We start from the raw sequence: 19,120 nt of genomic DNA, 5'->3' as shown, positions 1-19,120 counted from the left end.
GGCCAGCCTGCCGGTGAGGGCGGGGCGGGCAGGGCTTGCCAGGTCTCCATGGATGTTTTAAATTCCGTTAATTGGAATTTAATTTTGTTATTCGGAATAAACTATAAAAACGAAGCGAATAGAAATGCAATCTTTTTCTGACCCCAAGCGCATCCCCCATCCCGCCGCCAAGCCCGACCAGAAGCTGGCGCTGAGCGCCCCCGCGCGCCGCAAGCGCGCCGGCGCCGTGGGCGAGGGGCCGGTATCGCCCGACTTCATCACAGCGCTGGCGCGCGGCCTGGAAGTGCTGCGCTGCTTCCGGCCGGGCGTGGCGGCGCTGGGCAACCTGGACCTGGCGCGCCTGACCGGCCTGCCCAAGCCCACCATCAGCCGCATCACCTACACGCTGACCGAGCTGGGCTACCTGCGCTATCACCCGGACACAGGCAAGTATTCGCCGGGCTACGGCGTGCTGGCGCTGGGCTTCGGCCTGCTGGCCGGGCTGGAGGTGCGCGAGCTGGCCAAGGCGTCGATGACCGACCTGGCGCGCGAGACCGGCGGCGCGGTGGCGCTGGGCGCCTTCGACGGCGACGCCATGACCTACGTCGAGGCCATCCACGGCTCGTCCGCCCTGTATTTGCGCCTGCCGGTGGGTTACCGCGCCAGCCTCGACAGCGCCATGGGCCGCGCCTATCTGGCCAGCCTGCCGGCGGCGGCCTGCGCCGACGTGCTGGAACGGCTGGGGCCGGCAGCGCCGGCGGCGGCCGCGATCGAGCGCGCCCGCGCCGAGCTGCGCGACACCGGTTGCTGCTTTGCGATCGGCGAGTGGCAGTCCGGCATCAATGCCGTGGCGGTGCCGTTCACGTCCGTGACCGGGGAGGGCGTGTTCGTCATGAGTTGCGGCGGCCCGGAGGGCCTGCTGCCCGAGGCCGGGCTGCGCACCCAGGTGGCGCCCGCGCTGCGGGCCGCCATCGCGGGCCTGGCGGGCGCGCCGGCCTGAGCGCGGCGGCGCGTCGTGGCGGGGGCGTGGTATCTCGTACAATTCACGGATTGATCCACCCCCAAGTGCCCCCGGAGGCCCGTTTGGCCAAACCTTCTCAAGCCGATCCGCAGACCGACGACCGTCCCTTGCCCCAGGATTTCGAAACGGCCCTGGCCGAACTGGAATCGCTGGTCGCGGCCATGGAAGACGGTTCGCTGCCGCTGGAGCAGTCGCTCGCCGCCTACCGGCGCGGCGTGGCGCTGACGCGGGTCTGCCAGGAACGCCTGGCCCAGGCCGAACAGCAGGTCAAGGTCCTGGAGGGCGACTTGCTGCGCCCGCTGGACGCCGCGGCGCTGGATGACGAATAAGAATCGGATGAAGCAAATTCAACTCGCTTTCCCGGAGTGGCTGCAGGGCCGCGTGCGGCATGTCGAAGACGTGCTCGACGACCTCCTGCCGCCCGCCGACGTTGTGCCCGCCCGCCTGCATGAAGCCATGCGCTACGCCGTGCTCGGCGGCGGCAAACGGGTGCGGGCCGCGCTGGTCTACGCCGCCGGCCAGGCCTGCCCGGTCAGCGGCAGCGTGCTGGCCGTCGAGGCCTCGCTGGACCGCGCCGCCGCGGCGGTGGAACTGATCCACGCCTACTCGCTGGTGCACGACGACCTGCCCTGCATGGACGACGACGTCCTGCGCCGCGGCCGTCCCACCACCCACGTGCAGTTCGACGAAGCCACCGCCATGCTGGCCGGCGACGCGCTGCAGCCGCTGGCCTTCGAATTGCTGGCCTCCATGCCCATCGCGCCGGCCCTGATCGTGCAGGCCACGCAGTCGCTGGCGCGCGCGGCGGGCAGCCAGGGCATGGCCGGCGGCCAGGCCATCGACCTGCTCAGCGTCGGCCACCGGCTGTCGCGCGACGAACTGCAGCAGATGCACAGCATGAAGACCGGCGCCATGCTGGCCTGCAGCGTGGCGCTGGGCGGCATCGTCGCCGGCGCCAGCTCGGCCTCGCGCCAGGCGCTGGATGTCTACGCCCAGGCCATCGGCCTGGCGTTCCAGGTGGTGGACGACATTCTCGACGTGACCGCCGATTCCGCCAGCCTGGGCAAGACGCCGGGCAAGGACGCGGCCGAAAACAAGCCGACCTACGTCTCGCTGCTGGGCCTGGACGAGGCCCGCGCGTTCGCGAGCGAGCTGCGCGAAGCCGCGCTGGCCGCGCTCGAACCGCTGGGCGACGCCGGCAAGCGCCTGGCCGAGCTGGCTGATTTCATCGTCCTCCGAGACCGCTGAACCGTGACCCGTCCGGGCTGGCCGCAGGCCGGGCATACGAACCCCATACAAGCATGACGACAGAATTACTGGACCGCATCCAATCCCCGGCAGACCTCAAGCGCCTGGATCGTCGCGAGCTCAAGCGCCTGGCCGACGAGTTGCGCGGCTTCGTGCTGGAGTCGGTCTCCAAGACCGGCGGCCACCTGTCGTCGAACCTGGGCACGGTCGAGCTGACGCTGGCCCTGCACCAGGTCTTCGACACGCCGCATGACCGCATCGTCTGGGACGTGGGCCACCAGTCCTATCCCCACAAGATCCTGACCGGGCGCCGCGCCGGCATGGCCAAGCTGCGCCAGCAGGGCGGCATCTCGGGCTTTCCCAAGCGCAGCGAATCCGAATACGACGCCTTCGGCACCGCGCATTCGTCGACCTCGATCTCGGCCGCGCTGGGCATGGCGGTGGCCTCGCGCAACGCCGGCGTGCAGCGCCAGCACATCGCCGTCATCGGCGACGGCGCGATGTCCGCCGGCATGGCCTTCGAGGCCATGAACAACGCCGGCGTCACCGCCAACATCAACCTGCTGGTGATCCTGAACGACAACGACATGTCGATCTCGCCGCCGGTGGGGGCGCTGAACCGCTACCTGGCGCGCCTGATGTCCGGCCGCTTCTACGCCGCCGCCAAGAACGTCGGCCGCGCCGTGCTGCAGCACGTGCCGCCGGTGCTGGAACTGGCGCGCCGCTTCGAGGAACATGCCAAGGGCATGGTCACGCCGGCCACGCTGTTCGAGGAGTTCGGCTTCAACTACGTCGGCCCGATCGACGGCCACGACCTCGACGCGCTGGTGCCGACGCTGCAGAACCTGAAGGCGCTGCAAGGCCTGCAGTTCCTGCACGTGGTCACCAAGAAAGGGCAGGGCTACAAGCTGGCCGAGGCCGATCCGGTGCTGTACCACGGCCCGGGCAAGTTCGACCCCGCCGTCGGCATCCAGCAATCGAAGGCGCCGGGCAAGCGCACCTTCACCCAGGTGTTCAGCGACTGGCTGTGCGAGATGGGCGAACAGGATTCGCGCCTGGTCGCCGTCACCCCCGCCATGCGCGAGGGCAGCGGCCTGGTCGAATTCGAGAAGCGCTTCCCGCAGCGCTACTTCGACGTCGGCATCGCCGAACAGCACGCCGTGACGTTCGCCGGCGGCATCGCCTGCGAGGCGCAGAAGCCGGTGCTGGCGATCTACTCGACCTTTCTGCAGCGCGGCTACGACCAGCTGATCCACGACGTGGCCCTGCAGAACCTGGACGTCACCTTCGCGCTCGACCGCGCCGGCATCGTCGGCGCCGATGGCGCCACGCACGCCGGCAACTACGACACCGCGTTCCTGCGCTGCGTGCCGAACATGGTGGTGGCCACGCCCTCGGACGAAAACGAAACCCGCCTGCTGCTGTCCACCTGTTATCAGTATCCCGGCCCGGCCTCGGTGCGCTATCCGCGCGGCGCGGGCTGCGGCGCGGCGGAAACGGCCGGCCTGGACACGGTCGAACTGGGCCGCGGCGTGGTGCGCCGCGAAGGCCGCAAGATCGCCATCCTCGGTTTCGGCACGCTGGTGCAGCCGGCGCTGGCGGCGGCCGAAAAACTGGACGCCACCGTGGCCGACATGCGCTTCGTCAAGCCGATCGACCGCGCGCTGATCCTGGACCTGGCCAGCCGCCACGACGCCCTGGTGACGATCGAGGACGCCGCGATCATGGGCGGCGCCGGCAGCGCCGTGCTGGAAGTGCTGGCCGCCGAAGGCATCGCGATTCCTGTGCTGCAGCTGGGCTTTCCCGACGAGTTCATCGACCACGGCGACCAATTGGCGCTGCTGGCCGGGATCGGCCTGGATGCCGCCGGCATCGAGCAATCGATCCGGGCGCGCTACGCCTCGCTGCTGGCCTGATTGGCCGCACCCACGGACCGGCCCGCCGGTTTGGTCCGTGTGGCGAAACAGTGTGTTCCGGCCCCGCCAGCCTACGAATGAAAGGGTTTTCCCTGGCGCTGGCGGGACTTTGGGCGATAATGGCCCCCTCTTAAAGATTCCTGGGTCTGCGTGTTCACGCCACGCTCGTCGCCCAGACAGGTAAGCCGAAATGAATTCTCCGATCGACCCCGCCATCGTGATGCCCGACGTCCAGAGCTCGACGGACACGCGGCACATCCCGATCCAGCGCGTGGGCATCCGTGGCGTGCGCCACCCCATGCTCATCGAGAACGCCGACGGTTCGCCCCAGGGCACCGTGGCCAACTGGACCCTGACGGTGGCGCTGCCCCCCGAAGAAAAGGGGACGCACATGTCCCGCTTCGTGGCGCTGCTGGAAAAGTACCGCAGCACCCCCATGACGCCGACGCTGTTCCGCGCCATGGCGGCCGACATGCTGCCGCTGCTGCACGCCGAGCGCGGCGACATCACCGCGGCTTTCCCGTACTTCATCAACAAGTCGGCGCCGATCTCCGGCGTGCAGAGCCTGCTGGACTACGAAGTGCAGTGGATCGCCCGCGCCCAGGCCGACAAGGTCGAGTTCGAGCTGGTGGTGCAGGTGCCGGTGACCAGCCTGTGCCCGTGTTCCAAGGCCATCTCCGAATACGGCGCGCACAACCAGCGTTCGCACGTGACGGTCTCGGCCATCCTGGAATCCGACATCAGCATGGACGGCGTGATCCGCCTGATCGAAGACGAAGGCTCGTGTGAGCTCTGGGGCCTGCTCAAGCGCCCCGACGAGAAGTACGTCACCGAACGCGCCTACGACAACCCCAAGTTCGTCGAAGACCTGGTGCGCGACGTGGCGGCCCGCCTGAACGCGCATCCCGGCATCGCCCGCTACCGCGTCGAGGCCGAGAACTTCGAATCGATCCACAACCACTCGGCTTACGCCGTGGTGGAAGGCTGAGTCCTCCGTGCGGCATCCGGCGGCCAGCGACTGGCCGCTCATTGCGCGACTGGCGGGATGGGAAGCGCGGCTGGCCGATCACCTGGCCGGCCGCGGTCGTTTGGGCGTCGCCTTCTACGAGTTCTTCCGCTTCGGCGTGAAGCAGGCCTGGGCCTGCCTGTTCGGCGGCCTGATGTGCGCGCTGCTGCTGGCCACGCACTGGTGGTATCCGCAGGACGCCTGGCTGGCGCGCTACGACTTCCTGACGCTGGCCGCGCTGGCCATCCAGGCCGCGCTGTTGGCCCTGCGCATGGAAACCTGGGACGAGGCCAAGGTCATCCTGATGTTCCATGTGGTCGGCACCGGCATGGAGCTGTTCAAAACGGCGGCCGGCTCCTGGATCTATCCCGAGGCCAGCGTGCTGCGCATCGGCGGCGTGCCGCTCTTCACCGGCTTCATGTATGCCGCGGTCGGCAGCTATCTGGCGCGGGTCTGGCGCCTGTTCGATTTCCGCTTCCGGGCCCATCCGCCGCTGGCCGCCACCGTGGCGCTGTCGGTGCTGATCTACGTGAATTTCTTCGCGCATCATTTTGTCCCCGATTTTCGTCTGGCGCTGTTCGGCCTGACGGCGCTGCTGTTCGCGCGCACCTGGGTCTACTTCCGCATCTGGCGCGACTACCGCCGCATGCCGTTGTTGCTGGGCTTCGTGCTGGTGGCGCTGTTCATCTGGTTCGCCGAGAACATCGGCACCTTCGCCAACGCCTGGCGCTATCCCAACCAGTCGCAGGGCTGGGAACTGGTCTCGATAAACAAGCTGGGCTCGTGGTTCCTGCTCATGATCATCAGCTACGTGATGGTCAGCGTGGTCAGCCGGCCGCAGGAGATCGGTGTGGCCGATGCGCCGCGTCCGGTGGGGCCGGATAACGCGTCCCCGATTTCCTGAGCGCCGCCGGCTTGCGTCCAGCGGTCCGATCGGCGATAATCGAGAGCTTTCTTGCTCGACCGCCCATGTTTTTTGGGTAGCGGGCTGCCCCTTGCAAGCCATACGCCTTGAAGAAAAAGACCAGTGATAGAGAAAGCACTGGAAAGCCGGAACTGACCGCGAGCACGATGCGCGCGCGGGCTGATGACGGTGTCAGGCGGACGGCGGGCAAGACATCCTCAAGGAGTTTTACTCATGCGTCACTACGAAGTGGTGTTTATCGTTCACCCCGACCAAAGCGAGCAAGTGCCCGCCATGGTCGAGCGTTACCAAGCGCTGGTCACGGGCCAAGGCGGCTCGGTGCATCGCCTGGAAGACTGGGGTCGCCGTCAACTGGCCTACCCGATCCAGAAGCTCGTCAAGGCTCACTACGTCTGCCTGAACATCGAGTGCGGCCAAGCCACGCTGGATGAGCTGGAACACTCGTTCCGCTACAACGACGCCGTTCTGCGCCACCTGGTCATCAAGACCAAGAAGGCCCAGACCACGCCCTCGATCATGATGAAGTCGGTCGAGCGCGAAGAAGCCCGCAAGGCTTCGGCGGAAGCTGTCGCGGCTCAGGCCGAGTAAGCAGGGCTCACGCGAGAGCCCATCCCATGAAGTCCCCTCGGTGCCTGGCAGGATGAACAAGCTGGAACTCAGCGCCCGCGTTCTCGAATGCGAGCCTTTGCGCCACACTCCCGCCGGTCTGCCAGCCCTGGAAATGGTGCTGGCGCACGAATCTGAGGTCATCGAAGCCGGCCATCCGCGCCGTGTCGAACTGACGATCTCGGCCGTGGCACTGGGCGATCTGGCGTTGCTGTTGCAAGGAACGGCGCTGGGGTCCGAATTGCACGTGCAGGGGTTTCTGGCCCCCGTGCGCAAGGACTCCGTGAAGTTCAAGCTGCACCTGCAGCAGGCGCGCAAGATCCGCGGCAGCGCAGGACGCGATCCGCTGGTGGCTTGACGGGAATGGGTGACGGGCGCGAGAGCGCCTTCTGAATACGGATAGGTTACGGGGAGTCGGGCCCGATCAAGGTAGACCCGGTCCTCTCAAACATAAGGCACATATCATGGCTTTCTTCGGAAAACGCAAGGAAAAACGCAAATTCACGCAGCAGAACCCGCTCTTCAAGCGTCGTAAGTTCTGCCGCTTCACCGCCGCCGGCGTCGAAGAGATCGACTACAAGGATCTGGACACCCTGCGCGACTTCGTGCAAGAAAACGGCAAGATCATCCCGGCTCGTCTGACCGGCACCAAGGCAATCTACCAGCGCCAGCTGGACACCGCCATCAAGCGCGCGCGCTTCCTGGCCCTGTTGCCTTACACCGACAACCACAACTAATCCGGGGCACTGAAATGCAAGTTATTCTGCTCGAAAAAGTCGTCAACCTGGGTAACCTCGGCGAAGTCGTCCGCGTGCGTGATGGTTACGCCCGCAACTTCCTGATCCCCCAGAAGAAGGCCCGTCGCGCAACCGACGCCGCCCTGAAGGAATTCGAAGCCCGCCGCGCCGAACTGGAAAAGATCCAGGCCGAGAAGCTGGCCGCCGCCCAGGCTCTGGGTGAGCGCGTCAACGGCTACCAGCTGAAGATCGTCCAGAAGGCTGGTGTCGACGGCCGTCTGTTCGGCTCGGTCACCAACGCCGACGTCGCCGAAGGTCTGAAGAAGGCCGGTTTCGAAGGCATCGAGAAGTCGCAAGTGCGCATGCCCAACGGCCAGCTGAAGGCCGTCGGCGAGTTCCCGATCCAGGTCGCCCTGCACGCCGACGTCGTCGTCGACGTCACGGTGCTGGTCGAAGGCGAACTGTCCTAAACCGGACTCCGCGCCAGGAAAGAAAGCCGGCCCGCGTGCCGGCTTTTTTTCTTTTCCCGGCGCGCTTGCTTTTCCCCGCTTTGCCATCCGGTGTTTGCGTGTAGTCTTTCGGGCTGCATGCCCACCTTCCACGCTGTTGCCACCGAGGACCTCTTGACCCAGCCGCCCGTCCACCACAACGCCCCCCCCGGATTGCGCGCCTGGCTCGACAGCCTGGACGCCGAGCGCGAGCCGTCGGTGCGGGACGCCACCATCGATGGGGTGCGCTGCATCGTCAAGCGCCGCCGGCCGAGCCTGGCGAGCGGCGTCAGTTATGTGCTGCGCTATGCGCGCGCGCTGTTCCTCGGGGTGGGCTGCAAGCTGTTCCTGGGTGAATTCCCGCGTCCCGGCATCCTGCTGCGCAATGGCCTGGAGCATGAGGCCCGGCGACTCAATCAACTGTTGCAGGCCGGCTGCCGCGTGCCCGAGGTCTGGTGGCAGGAGCAGGGCCTCCTGGTGCTGGAATTCGTCGGCGAGGACCTGGCCGACCTGATCCGCAACGAGGACACCACCTCGCGCCTGTGGCTGACGCGCGCGGCCGCGACCGACCTGGCCGCCTTCCATGCTCGCGGGCTATGGCACGGCGGCGCGCAGATCCGCAACATCACGCTGCAGGACGGCGAACTGTGGCGCATCGATTTCGAAGAGAACATCGGTTCGACGCTGTCGCGTCCGCTGGCCCAGGCCTATGATCTGTTTCAGATGCTGGCCTCGCTGGTGTCGTTGCGTAAATTGCCCGACGACGTGGGTCGGACGCTGGGTAAACTGGCGCTGGACGTCTATTTCGATTGTAATCCCGACCCCGAGGTCAAGGCCCGCCTGCGCCGCCTGACCCGGGTGCTTTCCTTCATCGCCACGCCGCTGCGGCCCCTGCTGGGCCGCCTGCCGTCGCGCGATGTGCAGGGTTTCTTCCGCGTCGCGGATATCCTGCAGCCGTTATTATTGAAGCCATGAACACACCTGCCGACTCCCAGCTTGAATACCTGCGCGTTCCCCCGCATTCCATCGAGGCGGAGCAGTCGGTGCTGGGCGGCCTGCTGCTGGACAACGCAGCCTGGGACCGCATCGCCGACGTGCTGGTCGAAGAAGACTTCTACCGCCACGACCACCGGCTCATCTGGCACCACATCGCCCGGCTGATCGGGCTGGCGCGGCCGGCCGACGTCATCACCGTGCACGAATCGCTGGTCAGCGCCGGCAAGGCCGACGACGCCGGCGGCCTGGCCTACCTGAACGCGCTGGCGCACAACACGCCGTCGGCCGCCAACATCCGCCGCTATGGCGAAATCGTGCGCGAGCGCGCCATGCTGCGCAAGCTGGTGTCGATCGCCGACGAGATCTCCTCGGCCGCCATGAACCCGCAGGGCAAGGAAGCGCGCCAACTGCTGGACGAGGCCGAATCCAAGGTGTTCCAGATCGCCCAGGAAGGCGCGCGCGGCGCCGCCGGCTTCCAGGAAATCCAGCCGCTGCTGACGCAGGTGGTGGAACGCATCGACGAGCTCTATCACCGCGAAAGCACTTCTGATGTGACCGGCGTGCCCACCGGCTTCACCGACCTCGACAAGATGACCTCGGGCATGCAGGGCGGCGACCTGATCATCGTGGCCGGCCGCCCGTCGATGGGCAAGACCTCGTTCTCGATGAACATCGGCGAGCACGTCGCCATCGAAGAGGGCCTGCCGGTGGCGGTGTTCTCGATGGAAATGGGCGCGGTGCAGCTGGCCATGCGTATGCTGGGTTCGGTCGGCCTGCTCGACCAGCACCGCATGCGGACCGGCAAGCTGATCGCCGAAGACTGGCCGCGCGTGACCCATGCTGTGCAGTTGATGCAGGACGCGCAGGTCTACATCGACGAATCGCCCGCGCTCAGCCCGATGGAAGTGCGCGCCCGCGCGCGCCGCCTGGCGCGCCAGTGCGGCCAGCTCGGCCTGATCATCATCGACTACCTGCAGCTGATGTCGGGCAACGGCTCGGGCGAGAACCGCGCCACCGAAGTGTCGGAAATCAGCCGCTCGCTCAAGGGTCTGGCCAAGGAACTGAACTGCCCGCTGATCGCGCTGTCGCAGCTGAACCGGAGCCTGGAGCAGCGTCCCAACAAGCGTCCCGTGATGAGCGACCTGCGCGAATCGGGCGCCATCGAACAGGACGCCGACGTGATCCTGTTCATCTACCGCGACGAGGTCTACAACCCCGATTCGCCGGACAAGGGCACTGCCGAGATCATCATCGGCAAGCAGCGTAACGGCCCCATCGGCTCGGTGCGCCTGACCTTCCAGGGTTCGAGCACGCGCTTCCTGAATTTCTCCGGCGCGCAGCCGCGGGACCTGTACTGAGCGCCTGTCGCCCACTCAAAAAAAACCGCGCCCCAGGGCGCGGTTTTTTCATGGCGGCGTGGCGGATTCATTCGTCCGTTTCGGGCCGCTTGCCGTAGCGCGCGGCCAGCACGCCGCAGACCATCAGCTGGATCTGGTGGAACAGCATCAGCGGCAGCACGATGGCGCCCACCGCGTGGCCGGCGAACAGCACCTGGGCCATCGGAATGCCGCTGGCCAGGCTCTTCTTGGAGCCGCAGAACAGCAGCGTGATGCGGTCGGGCAGGTTGAAGCCGAACATCCTGCCGGCCAGCGCCGACAGGCCCAGCGCCAGCGCCAGGATGACGGCGCAGCACACCACCAGGCCCAGCAGCGCCGGGATCGGCGTGGAGCTCCACAGGCCTTCGTTGATGGCTTCCGAGAACGCGGTATAGACCACCAGCAGGATCGAGCCCTGGTCGACGAACTTCAGCATCGCCTTGCGCTTGTGCACCCAGGCGCCGATCCAGCGGCGGGCGAACTGGCCCAGCACGAACGGCAGCAGCAGCTGCAGCATGATCTTGCCGACAGCGTCGAACGAGATCGGCGCGCTGCCGGCGTTGGCGACCACGGTGCCCACCAGCAGCGGCGTCAGGAAAATGCCCAGCAGGCTCGAGGCCGAGGCGCTGCAGACCGCGGCCGGCACGTTGCCGCGCGCCATCGACGTGAAGGCGATGGCCGATTGCACGGTGGCGGGCAGGCAGCACAGGAACAGGATGCCGAGATACAGCTCGGGGGTGACCAGCGGTTCCAGCACCGGCTTGAGCGCCAGGCCCAGCAGCGGGAACATCAGGAAGGTGGCAGAGAAGATCGTGAGATGCAGCTTCCAGTGGGTGAGGCCGGCGATGATGGCCTCGCGCGACAGGCGCGCGCCGTGCAGGAAGAACAGCAGGCCGACCGCGATGTTGGTGATCCAGCCGAACACCACCACGCCCTGCCCGTGGGCGGGCACGATGCTGGCGATGATGACGGTGCAGATCAGGTAGAGGGTGAAGCGGTCGGGCAGGAGACGGACAAGGCGTGACATGGAGGGGGTAGGGGGATGACGGAAAGCGGCGGCGCGCCTGGCGCGCCGGAATCGGGGCGTATTGTAGACCCCGGGGGCTTGCAGGCCGCTGGCGGGCCGGGGCGGGTGTCCGCCTGTCGGGCCCCTCGGGGCTCAGGGCGTCATGGCCAGCGCCAGATCGAACGCGGCGATCAGCGAGGCCTGGTCGGCCACGCCCTTGCCGGCGATGTCGAAGGCGGTGCCATGGTCGACGCTGGTGCGCACGAACGGCAGGCCGACGGTGACGTTGACGCCATGGTCCACGCCCAGGTACTTCACCGGGATCAGGCCCTGGTCGTGGTACTGGGCCACCACGATGTCGAACTCGCCGCGGCGGGCCCGCATGAAGACCGTGTCGCCAGGCCACGGGCCGCTGGCGTCGATGCCTTCGTCGCGGGCGCGGCGGATGGCCGGCGCGATGACGTCGATGTCCTCGCGGCCGAACTTGCCGCCTTCGCCGGCGTGCGGGTTCAGGCCGGCCACCGCGACGCGCGGATGGGCGATGCCCATCTGGCGGCAGGCTCGGTCGGCCAGGCGCATGGCGGTCAGCTCGGCCTCGGGCGTGATGCGCGCCATGACGTCGGCGAGGGCCACGTGGATGGTCACCAGCAGCACGCGCAGCTCGTCGTTGGCGAGCATCATGGCGAAGTCGTCGGTGCCCGAACGCTCCGCCAGGATCTCGGTGTGGCCGGGATAGTCGATGCCGGCCGCGTGCATGGACTGCTTGTTCAGCGGCGCGGTGACGATGGCGCGGATGCGGCCGGCCTGGGCGTCGTCGATGGCGGCGCAGACGTAATCGTAGGCGGCGCGTCCGGCCGCGGCGTTGATCTGGCCGAAGGGCAGGTCGGGCGGCAGCGCGGGGCCACAGGCGATGACCTCGATGCGGCTGGCGTCGCCGCTGGCCAGGCCGGCGTGCGCGATCTCCGTGATCGCCAGGCGCGCGCCCAGCGCGCTCGCGGCGCGGTGCAGGGCGCCAGCATCGCCGTAGACCACACAGGGCGCATTCAGGCCCTGGGCGCAGGCCTTGACGATGATTTCGGGGCCGATGCCGGCGGCATCCCCCATGGTGATGCCCACGGGCGGGGGAGTATTCACGATGTGTTTCCGGATTACTGCTTGGCGTTCTTCGGCGGTTCGATCTCGCCGCATTCGAACGTGACCGTGGCGCGCTTGGAACCCAGGCCCGTGGCGTGATTGGACGTCACCGACGGCTTCTGCAGCTTGCGGCCGATGGACTGGCAATACTGGTCGGCGCGCTGCAGGGCCTGGTTCTTGATTTCGACCCAGGTCAGCAGCTGCGTGCCGGAACTGTAGGTGACGCTGTAGCCATTCTTGCCGGTGGGCGTCACTTCGCTCATGCTGGAGCAGGCGGTCAGCAGGGCGAGCATGGCGGAGACGAAGGCAAGGCGTGCGAGCATGGGAGATCCGTAAAAGGCAATTGGCCAGATTACAACATTATGCCGCCCCCGCCGCGCGCCGGGGAGGGGCTCAGGGCGCGCCCACCGCGCTGCGGCGGTCGACCTTGCGGCTGAGCACGATGGAGGTCTGCGTCTGTTTCACGCCTTCGATCAGGCCGATGCGGTCGAGCAGCTCGTCGAGCTGTTCATGGGTTTCGCAGCGCAGGAAGATCAGGTAGTCATACGGGCCGCTGACCGAGGACACTTCTTCGACCTCGGGCATTTTCTCGAGCTCGCGGATGACCGCCGCCGGCGTCTTGGGCAGGACGCTGATGAAGCAGTAGGCGCGCACCGCGGCCTCTTCGAGCAGGCGGCCGAGCCGCACGCCGTAGCCCGCCACGATGCTCTCGCGCTCGAGCCGGGCGATGCGCGCCACCACGGTGGTGCGCGCCAGCCCCAGCTTGCGCGCCAGGATGGCGGCGGGTTCGCGGGCGTTGGCCTGCAGCAGGCTGAGCAGTTGCCGGTCGATGGCGTCTAGGCGTTCGTTCATGCGCCCGACCATACAGGGGCGGCGCGGCGCAAGTCAATGCGCGGCTCAGCCGTCGGATTCGGGCGGAATGCCGCCTTGATAGACGCGGCCGTCGAAGGCAAAGCGGGTGATGGTCCGGGAAGCCGCGTCGAAGACCCGGTCGCGGCGCGCGGCGTCCGCCTCGCGCGCCGATGCCAGCGTGAAGCGGCAGAGGTCGGCGGCGCTGTCGTAGCGGGCCTCGCGCACCAGGTCGCTGACGCCGAACTCCTGCACATGATGGGCGAACTCGCGCAGCTGCTCCATTTCGTGGAAGGCGCCGCGGTCGCTGACCAGCCGCATGCCGAACTTGTGCTCTTCCAGGGCGGCGGGCGGGGCGGCCGGCGCTGGCGTGAGGGTGGACGCATCGGAGGCGCCGTAGTCGAAGCGCGCGCCGGCCTCGCGCATGGCCGCCAGCACGCCTTGCCAGGCCGTCTCGTCCAGCGTCAGGCGGGCGGCCATGCCCAGCAGTCGCTGCTGCCCCAGCGCGCGCGGCTGCGGGCCGCCGACATAGCTGGACCAGGGCACGGCGGCGTCCAGGCCGGCCAGCTCGGCCATCTGCGCATCGCTGTATCCCAGCCGTTCCTGCAGCCGCCGCAGCGAAGCCGCGTCGGGGGGCACATAGTCGTGGATCGTCTTCATGGACACGCTCCGTTTACGCCGAGCTACGCTTGATGCTAGCGCGCACGGCGGCGCTTGCCCAGCGGGCCGGCCGGCCCATGCTAGGATTTGCGCCGATATTCATTGCCAGGAGGCTTTTCCATGGACATCCAGGAACAAATCGCGGTCATCGTGCATACCATTTCGCACCAGGGCGGCCGCATCGACGCGCTCAACTCGGCGCTGCTGACGATGCTGCACCTGGCCAAGGGCTCGCCCGGCCTGCGCGAGGCGATCGAGGCGCAGCTGGAACAGAACTATTCCAGCCTGCTGGCCCGTTCGGAAAACCCGCAATACGTGGCGGGCTTCGAAAGCGTGCGCGACCAGATCATCGCCGCGCTGAAGTAGCCGCCGGCCGCCCGCGGCCTGTCGAAGTTACCCACAACTTCTGTGGACAAGCCTTGGGATAGCGCGGGCATAGAAAGCCTTTTTCCTTTAATTACAACGGCTTGCAAAGTGCGATCAAAGGCGGCGCCAAAACCGCCTGTGTTCGCCGCGCGACAGGGGCCGGCAGAGGTCCCGCAAGCCGGGTAATATGCCGCCCCATGCGGAATCAGTATCCATTGGAATACCGGAATCGTGGCCTCGCGGCCCGGGTTTCGGAAGCGGCAAAGCTGGCGGCGTTCGACCCCGGCAAACTCTCCCCCGAGGCGCGTCAGAGCTGGGAGCGCCTGGGCCATGGCTTCAAGGCCTGGCACGACTTCGACCAGCGTCATCCCATCCTGCGGCGGCTGGCCCTGCTGCCGTTCATCGGTCCGCTGTATCGCAAGGCGCGCCGCCGGCACGTGTTGCGCGCCAGCGGCAAGCTGGTCTTCTGAGCGGCGCGCCGGTCACCGGCGCCGCCGCCGCGCAAACAGCCAGTAGGCCAGCCAGGTCGCCACGCCGATCACGGCGGCCACCGCCAGCTTGGTTTCCACGCCATGCAGACGACCGAGCAGGGACTCGATCGTCTGCCCGAACACATATCCCACCAGGCTGAAGCACACCGCCCAGATCGCGGCCGCGATGGCGTTGAGCACCAGAAAGCGCAGCGAGGACACCTGCGAGACCCCCAGCGCCACCGGACCGACCGTGCGCAGTCCATACAGAAAGCGCAACGCCAGGATGAAGCCGTGCGGATAGCGGTCGACCGCCGCCAGCGCTTTGCTGAATGCGGGCTGGGCGCGGACCCGCCGCACGTAGCGATGCTCGCGGTAGCGGCGGCCCAGATAGAACAAGGCCTGGTCGGCGATGAACGAGCCGGCGAACGCGCACAGCATCACGTAGGGCAGGTGCAGCAGGCGCTGATGCGACAGGAAGCCCGCCAGCACCACCACGCTTTCGCCCTCGAGCAGGGTGCCGCCCAGCACCGCCCACAGGCCGTAGTCGACGATGAATTGATGCAGGTGTGGATTCATGCCTGGCGCTCGCCGACGATGCGTGCCAGCGTCACCAGCGCCCGCGCGATCTCGGGCGTGTGGCGTTGCCCGCAACTGATGCGCAGGAAGTGGTTGTAGCGCGCGCCGTTGGAGAACATGGCGCCGGGCGCCACGCGGATGCCCTGCTGCAGCGCGGCCTCGAAGACATCCAGTCCCGAGCGGCCGTCCGGCATCTCCAGCCACAGCAGCATGCCGCCGGTCGGCATGCTGAGGCGGGTGCCGCGCGGGAAGTGCGCCGCGATGACTTCGGCGGTCTGCTCGCGCTGTGTCTTCAATTGCCGGCGCAGCCGCGCCAGGTGCCGGTCGTAGGCGCGCGATCCGAGGTATTCGGCCACGGCGATCTGCGCCAGCGGTTCGTTGGGCCGGCTCTGCGCGAATTTCAGCATGGCGATGCGCGCCTTCCAGCGGCCGCCCAGCAGCCAGCCCAGCCGCATGCCCGGCGCCAGCGTCTTGTGCAGCGACGAGCAGTAGATGACGTTGCCGGTCGGGTCCCAGGACTTGGCCGCGGCCAGCGGCGTGTCGTCGTCGTTCAGCGCGCCATAGGTGTCATCCTCGATCAGCGGCACCTGCTGGCGTTCGCACAGGGCCACCAGGCGCGCCTTCTCGGCGTCGGGCATGACGCAGCCCAGCGGGTTCTGGAAGTTCGGCACCACCACCACCGCGCGGATGTTGCCGTGGGTCTGGAACGCCAGGTCCAGCGCCTCGATCGACAGGCCGTGCTGCGGACTGGTGGGAATCTCCAGCGCGCGCATGCCCAGGCTTTCGAGGATCTGCAGCAGGCCGAAGTAGGTGGGCGACTCCACCGCGATGGTGTCGCCCGGGCGGGCCACGGCGCGCAGCGCCAGGTTCAGCGCCTCGATGCAGCCATGCGTGACGATGACGTCATCGGGCGTGGCGTTGATGCCGTTGGCCAGCGCGCGCCGCGCCAGCACCGTGCGCAGTTCGGGATGGCCCTGCGGCGGCACCGGGCTGACCAGCACCTGGGGCGACTGCCGCAGCGCGCGGATCATGGCCTGCTTCAGGTCTTCCATCGGATAGGCTTCCGGCACCGCCGCGGCCAGCGCGAAGTTGGCGCTGACGGGATGGGCCTCGCACTTGGCGATGAAGTCCGACACGCGATCATGGATGCCGACGTACTGGGCCGTGCCCAGCGCCTGGCGGATGTCCGGCTCGTTGACGGGGGGAATGCTGTTGCGGCGCGGCTTGAGGACGAAGTAGCCGGACCGGGGACGGGCCTCGATCAGGCCGTCGTCCTCGAGCAGGCGGCAGGCCTGCAGCGCGGTCGAGAGGCTGACGTGGTGGGTGCGCACCAGGGTGCGCACGGACGGCATGCGCTGGTCGGGGGCCAGGACCCCGGTCTGGATGGCGCGCCGGTAGTGGTTCGCCAGGCGTAGGTATAGCGGTTGCGGGTCCATGCGCCGATCATGCTCCCCGAGGTTGGGTTGAGGGTAGGCACAGATTCACGCAAAGTACACCATAACAGAGCGGAAATCGAGAACCTGCATCGGTACAGAAAGTCAGATTGTGTGGCTGTTGCGCAAAACAGGGCGGGCGCAGACTGTGGGCGTCAGATTGGAGATGACCATGGCCCTTTTTCCCGCCCCCGAACCGCGTTCACAACGTATTGATCTGCTGGCCGGCGCCAGCCGCCAGGTGCGCCTGCGCGGCGGGGCGCTCATCGTCTGCACCAGCGGCAGCCTGATGGTGGCCGAGCCGCCGTACCGCTCGGATATGCCGCCAGGCCGGTATTTGCCGCCGCCGATGCGCCTGAACGCGGGTGAAAGCCATTGCCTGCCGGAAGGCGGTCCGTTGACGCTGACGGCGGTCGGCCAGGCGCAGGCGATCTGCCTGGATCCGCCCGGGCTGCTGGCGCGCGTCGCGGCCATCGCAACGGGTTTTTTTGGCTCGGAAAGCAAAAATAATCGGCCCAATTCGCTGGGTGCGCTGCACAAGATTTCAAAATGATGTATGATTCACACATCAGACGCGGGGTGGAGCAGTCTGGCAGCTCGTCGGGCTCATAACCCGAAGGTCGTAGGTTCAAATCCTGCCCCCGCAACCAGCATTCGAAGCCTTGATTTCATGACGAAATCAAGGCTTTTTTGCTTTCTGGCGCGCGCCGTCGGTGCGAATCAGAACCTGGCTTTTGCCGGCGGCGTGTAGGCAGGCCCTGGAGATGGACTTGCATCGTCAAGCGAAACCGGTTCGATATTGTGCAGGTCGAGCTGCTCGAAGACCGATTTGCCGGATTTGAGATTCAGTCTGGCAGGAAACAGCTTGTCCAGTTCGTCGTTGCGCCAGATCACCTCTTCAGGTCCCACGTGCAGGCTGGCCAATACGCCCGACGCGAAGCTCAGGACGCCCCAGCCACGGTCATTCGCTTCACTTTCCGCATCCACCATCAGCGTGTACACGTGCATGGGCTCCGACGCGTGGCGCATCAACATGATGGGTATCTTCTCGACCTCGGCATACGCAAAGGTCACGGTGTCGAGATCATCCTGTGCCGTCTCGAAATCGAGGCCGGTGCGACGCAACGCTTCGCCGGACAAGCTGAGCATGACGGCGGGATACCAGATGGGGACGGTTCGCCGGCGAGCGGGAGGTACGTGTTCAATGGTCAAAAGACGCATGATGCTGCCCCGAGGTTGGCGGGTTGTGTGTAGGCAACCTTCCTCATGCCAACCGGAATCATGACAAATCTGGACTTCGCGGCTGCCTGGGCCTGTCCCTGGTACCAGTAGGCAACGGCCAGGGGGCTGGTGCCCGGCGTGGGCGGGATGTCGGTTTCGAATTCGATCCCATCGTCGCCGGCAGGCAGGGGGCCGAGGTATGCCTTGACGGAAGCAATTCCGGTGAGGAAGGCTCCTGTCCCCCAGACTTCCTTGCTGTGAGTCTGGTGGAAGGCGACGTCGAGTCGTTGTGTCGAACTGGCCAGACGATGGTAGAGAGGCATGGGCGGCGCTTGTGGGGAGTGGAGATCGCATGCAGCGGAGGTCGTCGCCACTACGATAGCTGCTGTGTGACTTCACAGGATCGACCTGCGGCGCAGAATCAGCACGGTTCCGTGGATGGCCGGCGTACGGCTCTCGGCGCCGCCACCGGCGCTTCCAGGAGGACCGCGACGACCGTCGCGGTTTTTTTCGTCTCTCGCTTGCCCTGCATCAAGCCGGCGTTCCAGCCCGGAGTTTCCCGGGGGCGCGGGCCCGCACAGGTGGCGGACGCTGCGCTACCATGGCTCAAGCGCGCGAGTCCGCCGCACACGAGGAGGGTCCATGGGCACGGCAAAATACGATCATCCCGGCTACGTCGCCGATACCGGCAGCGAAGGCAAGTACCACGTGGGCATCTGGTGCCCGCACGGCTATCCGGCCCACATTCACATCGGGCGGCCCGCCGAACGCGGCGATCCCCAGGCGCTGCTGCGGCTGCGCATTCCCGATGGCGTGTTCCAGTCGCTGCCGGACGATCCCGAAACCCTGTGCCGCCGCGCAATGGGGCAGGCGCTGGGATCGGGCCTGCTGCGCTCGGTCGCGGTCGACGGCGAATACCAGGAATTGCGTTTCCAGCTCGATGCCGAACCCTGGTCCGGGCCGATGCAGGCCGCCGGCAACGCCTAGCGCAGTTACCCACAGCGACTGTGGACAAGCCTTGGGATAGGCGTTGTGCATGTCGCAATATCGCCGCAATATCAATGGCTTGGCCGCTGCGATGAAAAAATGCCCCATCCGGGGCTT

25 protein-coding genes and 1 tRNA gene are annotated in these 19,120 nt (G+C 67.0%); 17 read left to right on the top strand and 9 right to left on the bottom strand.

Annotation, left to right across the window (positions count from 1 at the left end; all coding sequences use genetic code 11):
* Positions 1-124: 124 nt before the first annotated feature.
* From AOZ53_RS15350 to AOZ53_RS15295, 12 genes are all read left to right on the top strand, one after another.
* The gene (locus tag AOZ53_RS15350) at positions 125-979 is read left to right on the top strand and encodes an IclR family transcriptional regulator (protein ID WP_054433369.1); all 855 of its coding nucleotides are present in this window, start codon (positions 125-127) and stop codon (positions 977-979) included.
* Between the two features lie 83 nt (positions 980-1,062).
* The gene (locus tag AOZ53_RS15345; RefSeq protein ID WP_006393710.1) at positions 1,063-1,329 is read left to right on the top strand and encodes an exodeoxyribonuclease VII small subunit; all 267 of its coding nucleotides are present in this window, start codon (positions 1,063-1,065) and stop codon (positions 1,327-1,329) included.
* 7 nt (positions 1,330-1,336) lie between these two features.
* Positions 1,337-2,248 (top strand): polyprenyl synthetase family protein, encoded by a 912-nt coding sequence (locus AOZ53_RS15340; RefSeq protein ID WP_054433368.1) that lies wholly within the window; start codon positions 1,337-1,339, stop codon positions 2,246-2,248.
* Positions 2,249-2,301: 53 nt separating this feature from the next.
* Complete coding sequence (dxs, locus tag AOZ53_RS15335) at positions 2,302-4,164, top strand: 1-deoxy-D-xylulose-5-phosphate synthase (protein ID WP_054433367.1); 1,863 nt, start codon at positions 2,302-2,304, stop codon at positions 4,162-4,164.
* 190 nt (positions 4,165-4,354) lie between these two features.
* Positions 4,355-5,152, top strand: a complete 798-nt coding sequence (folE2, locus tag AOZ53_RS15330) for a GTP cyclohydrolase FolE2 (protein ID WP_054488373.1) — start codon at positions 4,355-4,357, stop codon at positions 5,150-5,152.
* Positions 5,153-5,159: 7 nt separating this feature from the next.
* A complete protein-coding gene (locus tag AOZ53_RS15325) occupies positions 5,160-6,074 on the top strand; it encodes a DUF817 domain-containing protein (protein ID WP_054473915.1) in 915 nt (304 codons plus the stop codon).
* Positions 6,075-6,308: 234 nt separating this feature from the next.
* Positions 6,309-6,683 carry a 30S ribosomal protein S6 gene (rpsF, locus tag AOZ53_RS15320; RefSeq protein ID WP_006393715.1) on the top strand — a complete coding sequence of 125 codons (375 nt, stop codon included), beginning with the start codon at positions 6,309-6,311 and terminating at the stop codon, positions 6,681-6,683.
* Positions 6,684-6,735: 52 nt separating this feature from the next.
* Complete coding sequence (gene priB / locus AOZ53_RS15315; RefSeq protein WP_054433365.1) at positions 6,736-7,059, top strand: primosomal replication protein N; 324 nt, start codon at positions 6,736-6,738, stop codon at positions 7,057-7,059.
* Between the two features lie 106 nt (positions 7,060-7,165).
* Complete coding sequence (gene rpsR / locus AOZ53_RS15310) at positions 7,166-7,438, top strand: 30S ribosomal protein S18 (protein WP_006218308.1); 273 nt, start codon at positions 7,166-7,168, stop codon at positions 7,436-7,438.
* Between the two features lie 14 nt (positions 7,439-7,452).
* A complete protein-coding gene (gene rplI, locus AOZ53_RS15305; protein WP_054433364.1) occupies positions 7,453-7,908 on the top strand; it encodes a 50S ribosomal protein L9 in 456 nt (151 codons plus the stop codon).
* A gap of 153 nt (positions 7,909-8,061) precedes the next feature.
* On the top strand, positions 8,062-8,901 hold the full coding sequence (locus AOZ53_RS15300; RefSeq protein WP_054488371.1) for an RIO1 family regulatory kinase/ATPase domain-containing protein: 840 nt from the start codon (positions 8,062-8,064) through the stop codon (positions 8,899-8,901).
* Complete coding sequence (locus AOZ53_RS15295; RefSeq protein WP_006393719.1) at positions 8,898-10,280, top strand: replicative DNA helicase; 1,383 nt, start codon at positions 8,898-8,900, stop codon at positions 10,278-10,280. Before AOZ53_RS15300 ends, AOZ53_RS15295 begins: the two co-directional genes overlap by 4 nt.
* Before the next feature lie 67 nt (positions 10,281-10,347).
* Here the strand turns inward: AOZ53_RS15295 and AOZ53_RS15290 are convergent, their stop codons facing one another.
* The 5 genes from AOZ53_RS15290 to AOZ53_RS15270 all read right to left on the bottom strand — a co-directional run bounded on the left by AOZ53_RS15290 (position 10,348) and on the right by AOZ53_RS15270 (position 13,947).
* Positions 10,348-11,325 (bottom strand): bile acid:sodium symporter family protein, encoded by a 978-nt coding sequence (locus AOZ53_RS15290; RefSeq protein ID WP_054433362.1) that lies wholly within the window; start codon positions 11,323-11,325, stop codon positions 10,348-10,350.
* Positions 11,326-11,457: 132 nt separating this feature from the next.
* Complete coding sequence (gene pdxA, locus AOZ53_RS15285) at positions 11,458-12,438, bottom strand: 4-hydroxythreonine-4-phosphate dehydrogenase PdxA (protein WP_082385646.1); 981 nt, start codon at positions 12,436-12,438, stop codon at positions 11,458-11,460.
* Positions 12,439-12,452: 14 nt separating this feature from the next.
* Positions 12,453-12,761, bottom strand: a complete 309-nt coding sequence (locus tag AOZ53_RS15280; RefSeq protein ID WP_054433361.1) for a hypothetical protein — start codon at positions 12,759-12,761, stop codon at positions 12,453-12,455.
* Positions 12,762-12,831: 70 nt separating this feature from the next.
* Complete coding sequence (locus tag AOZ53_RS15275; RefSeq protein WP_006393724.1) at positions 12,832-13,290, bottom strand: Lrp/AsnC family transcriptional regulator; 459 nt, start codon at positions 13,288-13,290, stop codon at positions 12,832-12,834.
* Between the two features lie 45 nt (positions 13,291-13,335).
* On the bottom strand, positions 13,336-13,947 hold the full coding sequence (locus AOZ53_RS15270) for a hypothetical protein (protein WP_054488369.1): 612 nt from the start codon (positions 13,945-13,947) through the stop codon (positions 13,336-13,338).
* A 120-nt stretch (positions 13,948-14,067) separates the two neighbouring features.
* On the opposite strand from AOZ53_RS15270, the gene AOZ53_RS15265 reads away from it, so the two are divergent.
* Together AOZ53_RS15265 and AOZ53_RS15260 are read left to right on the top strand one after the other, a co-directional pair.
* The gene (locus tag AOZ53_RS15265; RefSeq protein WP_006393727.1) at positions 14,068-14,313 is read left to right on the top strand and encodes a hypothetical protein; all 246 of its coding nucleotides are present in this window, start codon (positions 14,068-14,070) and stop codon (positions 14,311-14,313) included.
* 215 nt (positions 14,314-14,528) lie between these two features.
* Entirely contained in the window at positions 14,529-14,783 is a 255-nt protein-coding gene (locus AOZ53_RS15260; RefSeq protein ID WP_006393728.1) for a hypothetical protein, read from the top strand.
* A gap of 12 nt (positions 14,784-14,795) precedes the next feature.
* Here AOZ53_RS15260 and AOZ53_RS15255 read toward each other — a convergent pair whose 3' ends face one another.
* Together AOZ53_RS15255 and AOZ53_RS15250 are read right to left on the bottom strand one after the other, a co-directional pair.
* Positions 14,796-15,362: a DedA family protein gene (locus AOZ53_RS15255; protein ID WP_054433359.1), complete on the bottom strand. Its 567-nt coding sequence runs from the start codon at positions 15,360-15,362 to the stop codon at positions 14,796-14,798.
* Positions 15,359-16,798, bottom strand: coding sequence for an aminotransferase-like domain-containing protein (locus tag AOZ53_RS15250; RefSeq protein ID WP_054433358.1), 1,440 nt, complete (start codon positions 16,796-16,798; stop codon positions 15,359-15,361). The genes AOZ53_RS15255 and AOZ53_RS15250 overlap by 4 nt, the downstream gene beginning before the upstream one ends.
* Before the next feature lie 109 nt (positions 16,799-16,907).
* Between AOZ53_RS15250 and AOZ53_RS15245 the strand changes: the two genes are divergently transcribed.
* Positions 16,908-17,348, top strand: a complete 441-nt coding sequence (locus AOZ53_RS15245) for a hypothetical protein (protein ID WP_231689802.1) — start codon at positions 16,908-16,910, stop codon at positions 17,346-17,348.
* Positions 17,349-17,368: 20 nt separating this feature from the next.
* Positions 17,369-17,445, top strand: a tRNA-Met gene (locus AOZ53_RS15240).
* Positions 17,446-17,515: 70 nt separating this feature from the next.
* On the opposite strand, the gene AOZ53_RS15235 is transcribed toward AOZ53_RS15240, so the two are convergent.
* The gene (locus AOZ53_RS15235; protein ID WP_156333400.1) at positions 17,516-18,016 is read right to left on the bottom strand and encodes a hypothetical protein; all 501 of its coding nucleotides are present in this window, start codon (positions 18,014-18,016) and stop codon (positions 17,516-17,518) included.
* On the bottom strand, positions 18,004-18,339 hold the full coding sequence (locus AOZ53_RS15230) for a hypothetical protein (RefSeq protein ID WP_054488365.1): 336 nt from the start codon (positions 18,337-18,339) through the stop codon (positions 18,004-18,006). The genes AOZ53_RS15235 and AOZ53_RS15230 overlap by 13 nt, the downstream gene beginning before the upstream one ends.
* 319 nt (positions 18,340-18,658) lie before the next feature.
* Between AOZ53_RS15230 and AOZ53_RS15225 the strand changes: the two genes are divergently transcribed.
* The gene (locus AOZ53_RS15225) at positions 18,659-19,003 is read left to right on the top strand and encodes a hypothetical protein (RefSeq protein WP_054433354.1); all 345 of its coding nucleotides are present in this window, start codon (positions 18,659-18,661) and stop codon (positions 19,001-19,003) included.
* The last annotated feature ends 117 nt before the right edge of the window (positions 19,004-19,120 follow it).

Source organism: Achromobacter sp. 2789STDY5608621, assembly GCF_001299375.1.
Lineage (GTDB): Bacteria > Pseudomonadota > Gammaproteobacteria > Burkholderiales > Burkholderiaceae_B > Achromobacter > Achromobacter insuavis.
The sequence above is the reverse complement of the archived record's forward strand: the minus strand, read 5'-3'. Positions and strand labels throughout refer to the sequence as shown.

Excerpts from the sequence above, each read along its gene's own strand:
- priB (WP_054433365.1), top strand. The coding sequence starts at position 6,736 with ATGAACAAGCTGGAACTCAGCGCCCGCGTTCTCGAATGCGAGCCTTTG.
- AOZ53_RS15225 (WP_054433354.1), top strand. The coding sequence starts at position 18,659 with ATGGGCACGGCAAAATACGATCATCCCGGCTACGTCGCCGATACCGGC.
- AOZ53_RS15255 (WP_054433359.1), bottom strand. The coding sequence starts at position 15,362 with ATGAATCCACACCTGCATCAATTCATCGTCGACTACGGCCTGTGGGCG.
- AOZ53_RS15230 (WP_054488365.1), bottom strand. The coding sequence starts at position 18,339 with ATGCCTCTCTACCATCGTCTGGCCAGTTCGACACAACGACTCGACGTC.
- rpsF (WP_006393715.1), top strand. The coding sequence starts at position 6,309 with ATGCGTCACTACGAAGTGGTGTTTATCGTTCACCCCGACCAAAGCGAG.
- AOZ53_RS15290 (WP_054433362.1), bottom strand. The coding sequence starts at position 11,325 with ATGTCACGCCTTGTCCGTCTCCTGCCCGACCGCTTCACCCTCTACCTG.
- folE2 (WP_054488373.1), top strand. The coding sequence starts at position 4,355 with ATGAATTCTCCGATCGACCCCGCCATCGTGATGCCCGACGTCCAGAGC.
- AOZ53_RS15235 (WP_156333400.1), bottom strand. The coding sequence starts at position 18,016 with ATGCGTCTTTTGACCATTGAACACGTACCTCCCGCTCGCCGGCGAACC.
- AOZ53_RS15280 (WP_054433361.1), bottom strand. The coding sequence starts at position 12,761 with ATGCTCGCACGCCTTGCCTTCGTCTCCGCCATGCTCGCCCTGCTGACC.
- AOZ53_RS15295 (WP_006393719.1), top strand. The coding sequence starts at position 8,898 with ATGAACACACCTGCCGACTCCCAGCTTGAATACCTGCGCGTTCCCCCG.
- AOZ53_RS15275 (WP_006393724.1), bottom strand. The coding sequence starts at position 13,290 with ATGAACGAACGCCTAGACGCCATCGACCGGCAACTGCTCAGCCTGCTG.
- AOZ53_RS15270 (WP_054488369.1), bottom strand. The coding sequence starts at position 13,947 with ATGAAGACGATCCACGACTATGTGCCCCCCGACGCGGCTTCGCTGCGG.
- AOZ53_RS15350 (WP_054433369.1), top strand. The coding sequence starts at position 125 with ATGCAATCTTTTTCTGACCCCAAGCGCATCCCCCATCCCGCCGCCAAG.
- AOZ53_RS15340 (WP_054433368.1), top strand. The coding sequence starts at position 1,337 with ATGAAGCAAATTCAACTCGCTTTCCCGGAGTGGCTGCAGGGCCGCGTG.
- rpsR (WP_006218308.1), top strand. The coding sequence starts at position 7,166 with ATGGCTTTCTTCGGAAAACGCAAGGAAAAACGCAAATTCACGCAGCAG.
- AOZ53_RS15265 (WP_006393727.1), top strand. The coding sequence starts at position 14,068 with ATGGACATCCAGGAACAAATCGCGGTCATCGTGCATACCATTTCGCAC.
- dxs (WP_054433367.1), top strand. The coding sequence starts at position 2,302 with ATGACGACAGAATTACTGGACCGCATCCAATCCCCGGCAGACCTCAAG.
- rplI (WP_054433364.1), top strand. The coding sequence starts at position 7,453 with ATGCAAGTTATTCTGCTCGAAAAAGTCGTCAACCTGGGTAACCTCGGC.
- AOZ53_RS15250 (WP_054433358.1), bottom strand. The coding sequence starts at position 16,798 with ATGGACCCGCAACCGCTATACCTACGCCTGGCGAACCACTACCGGCGC.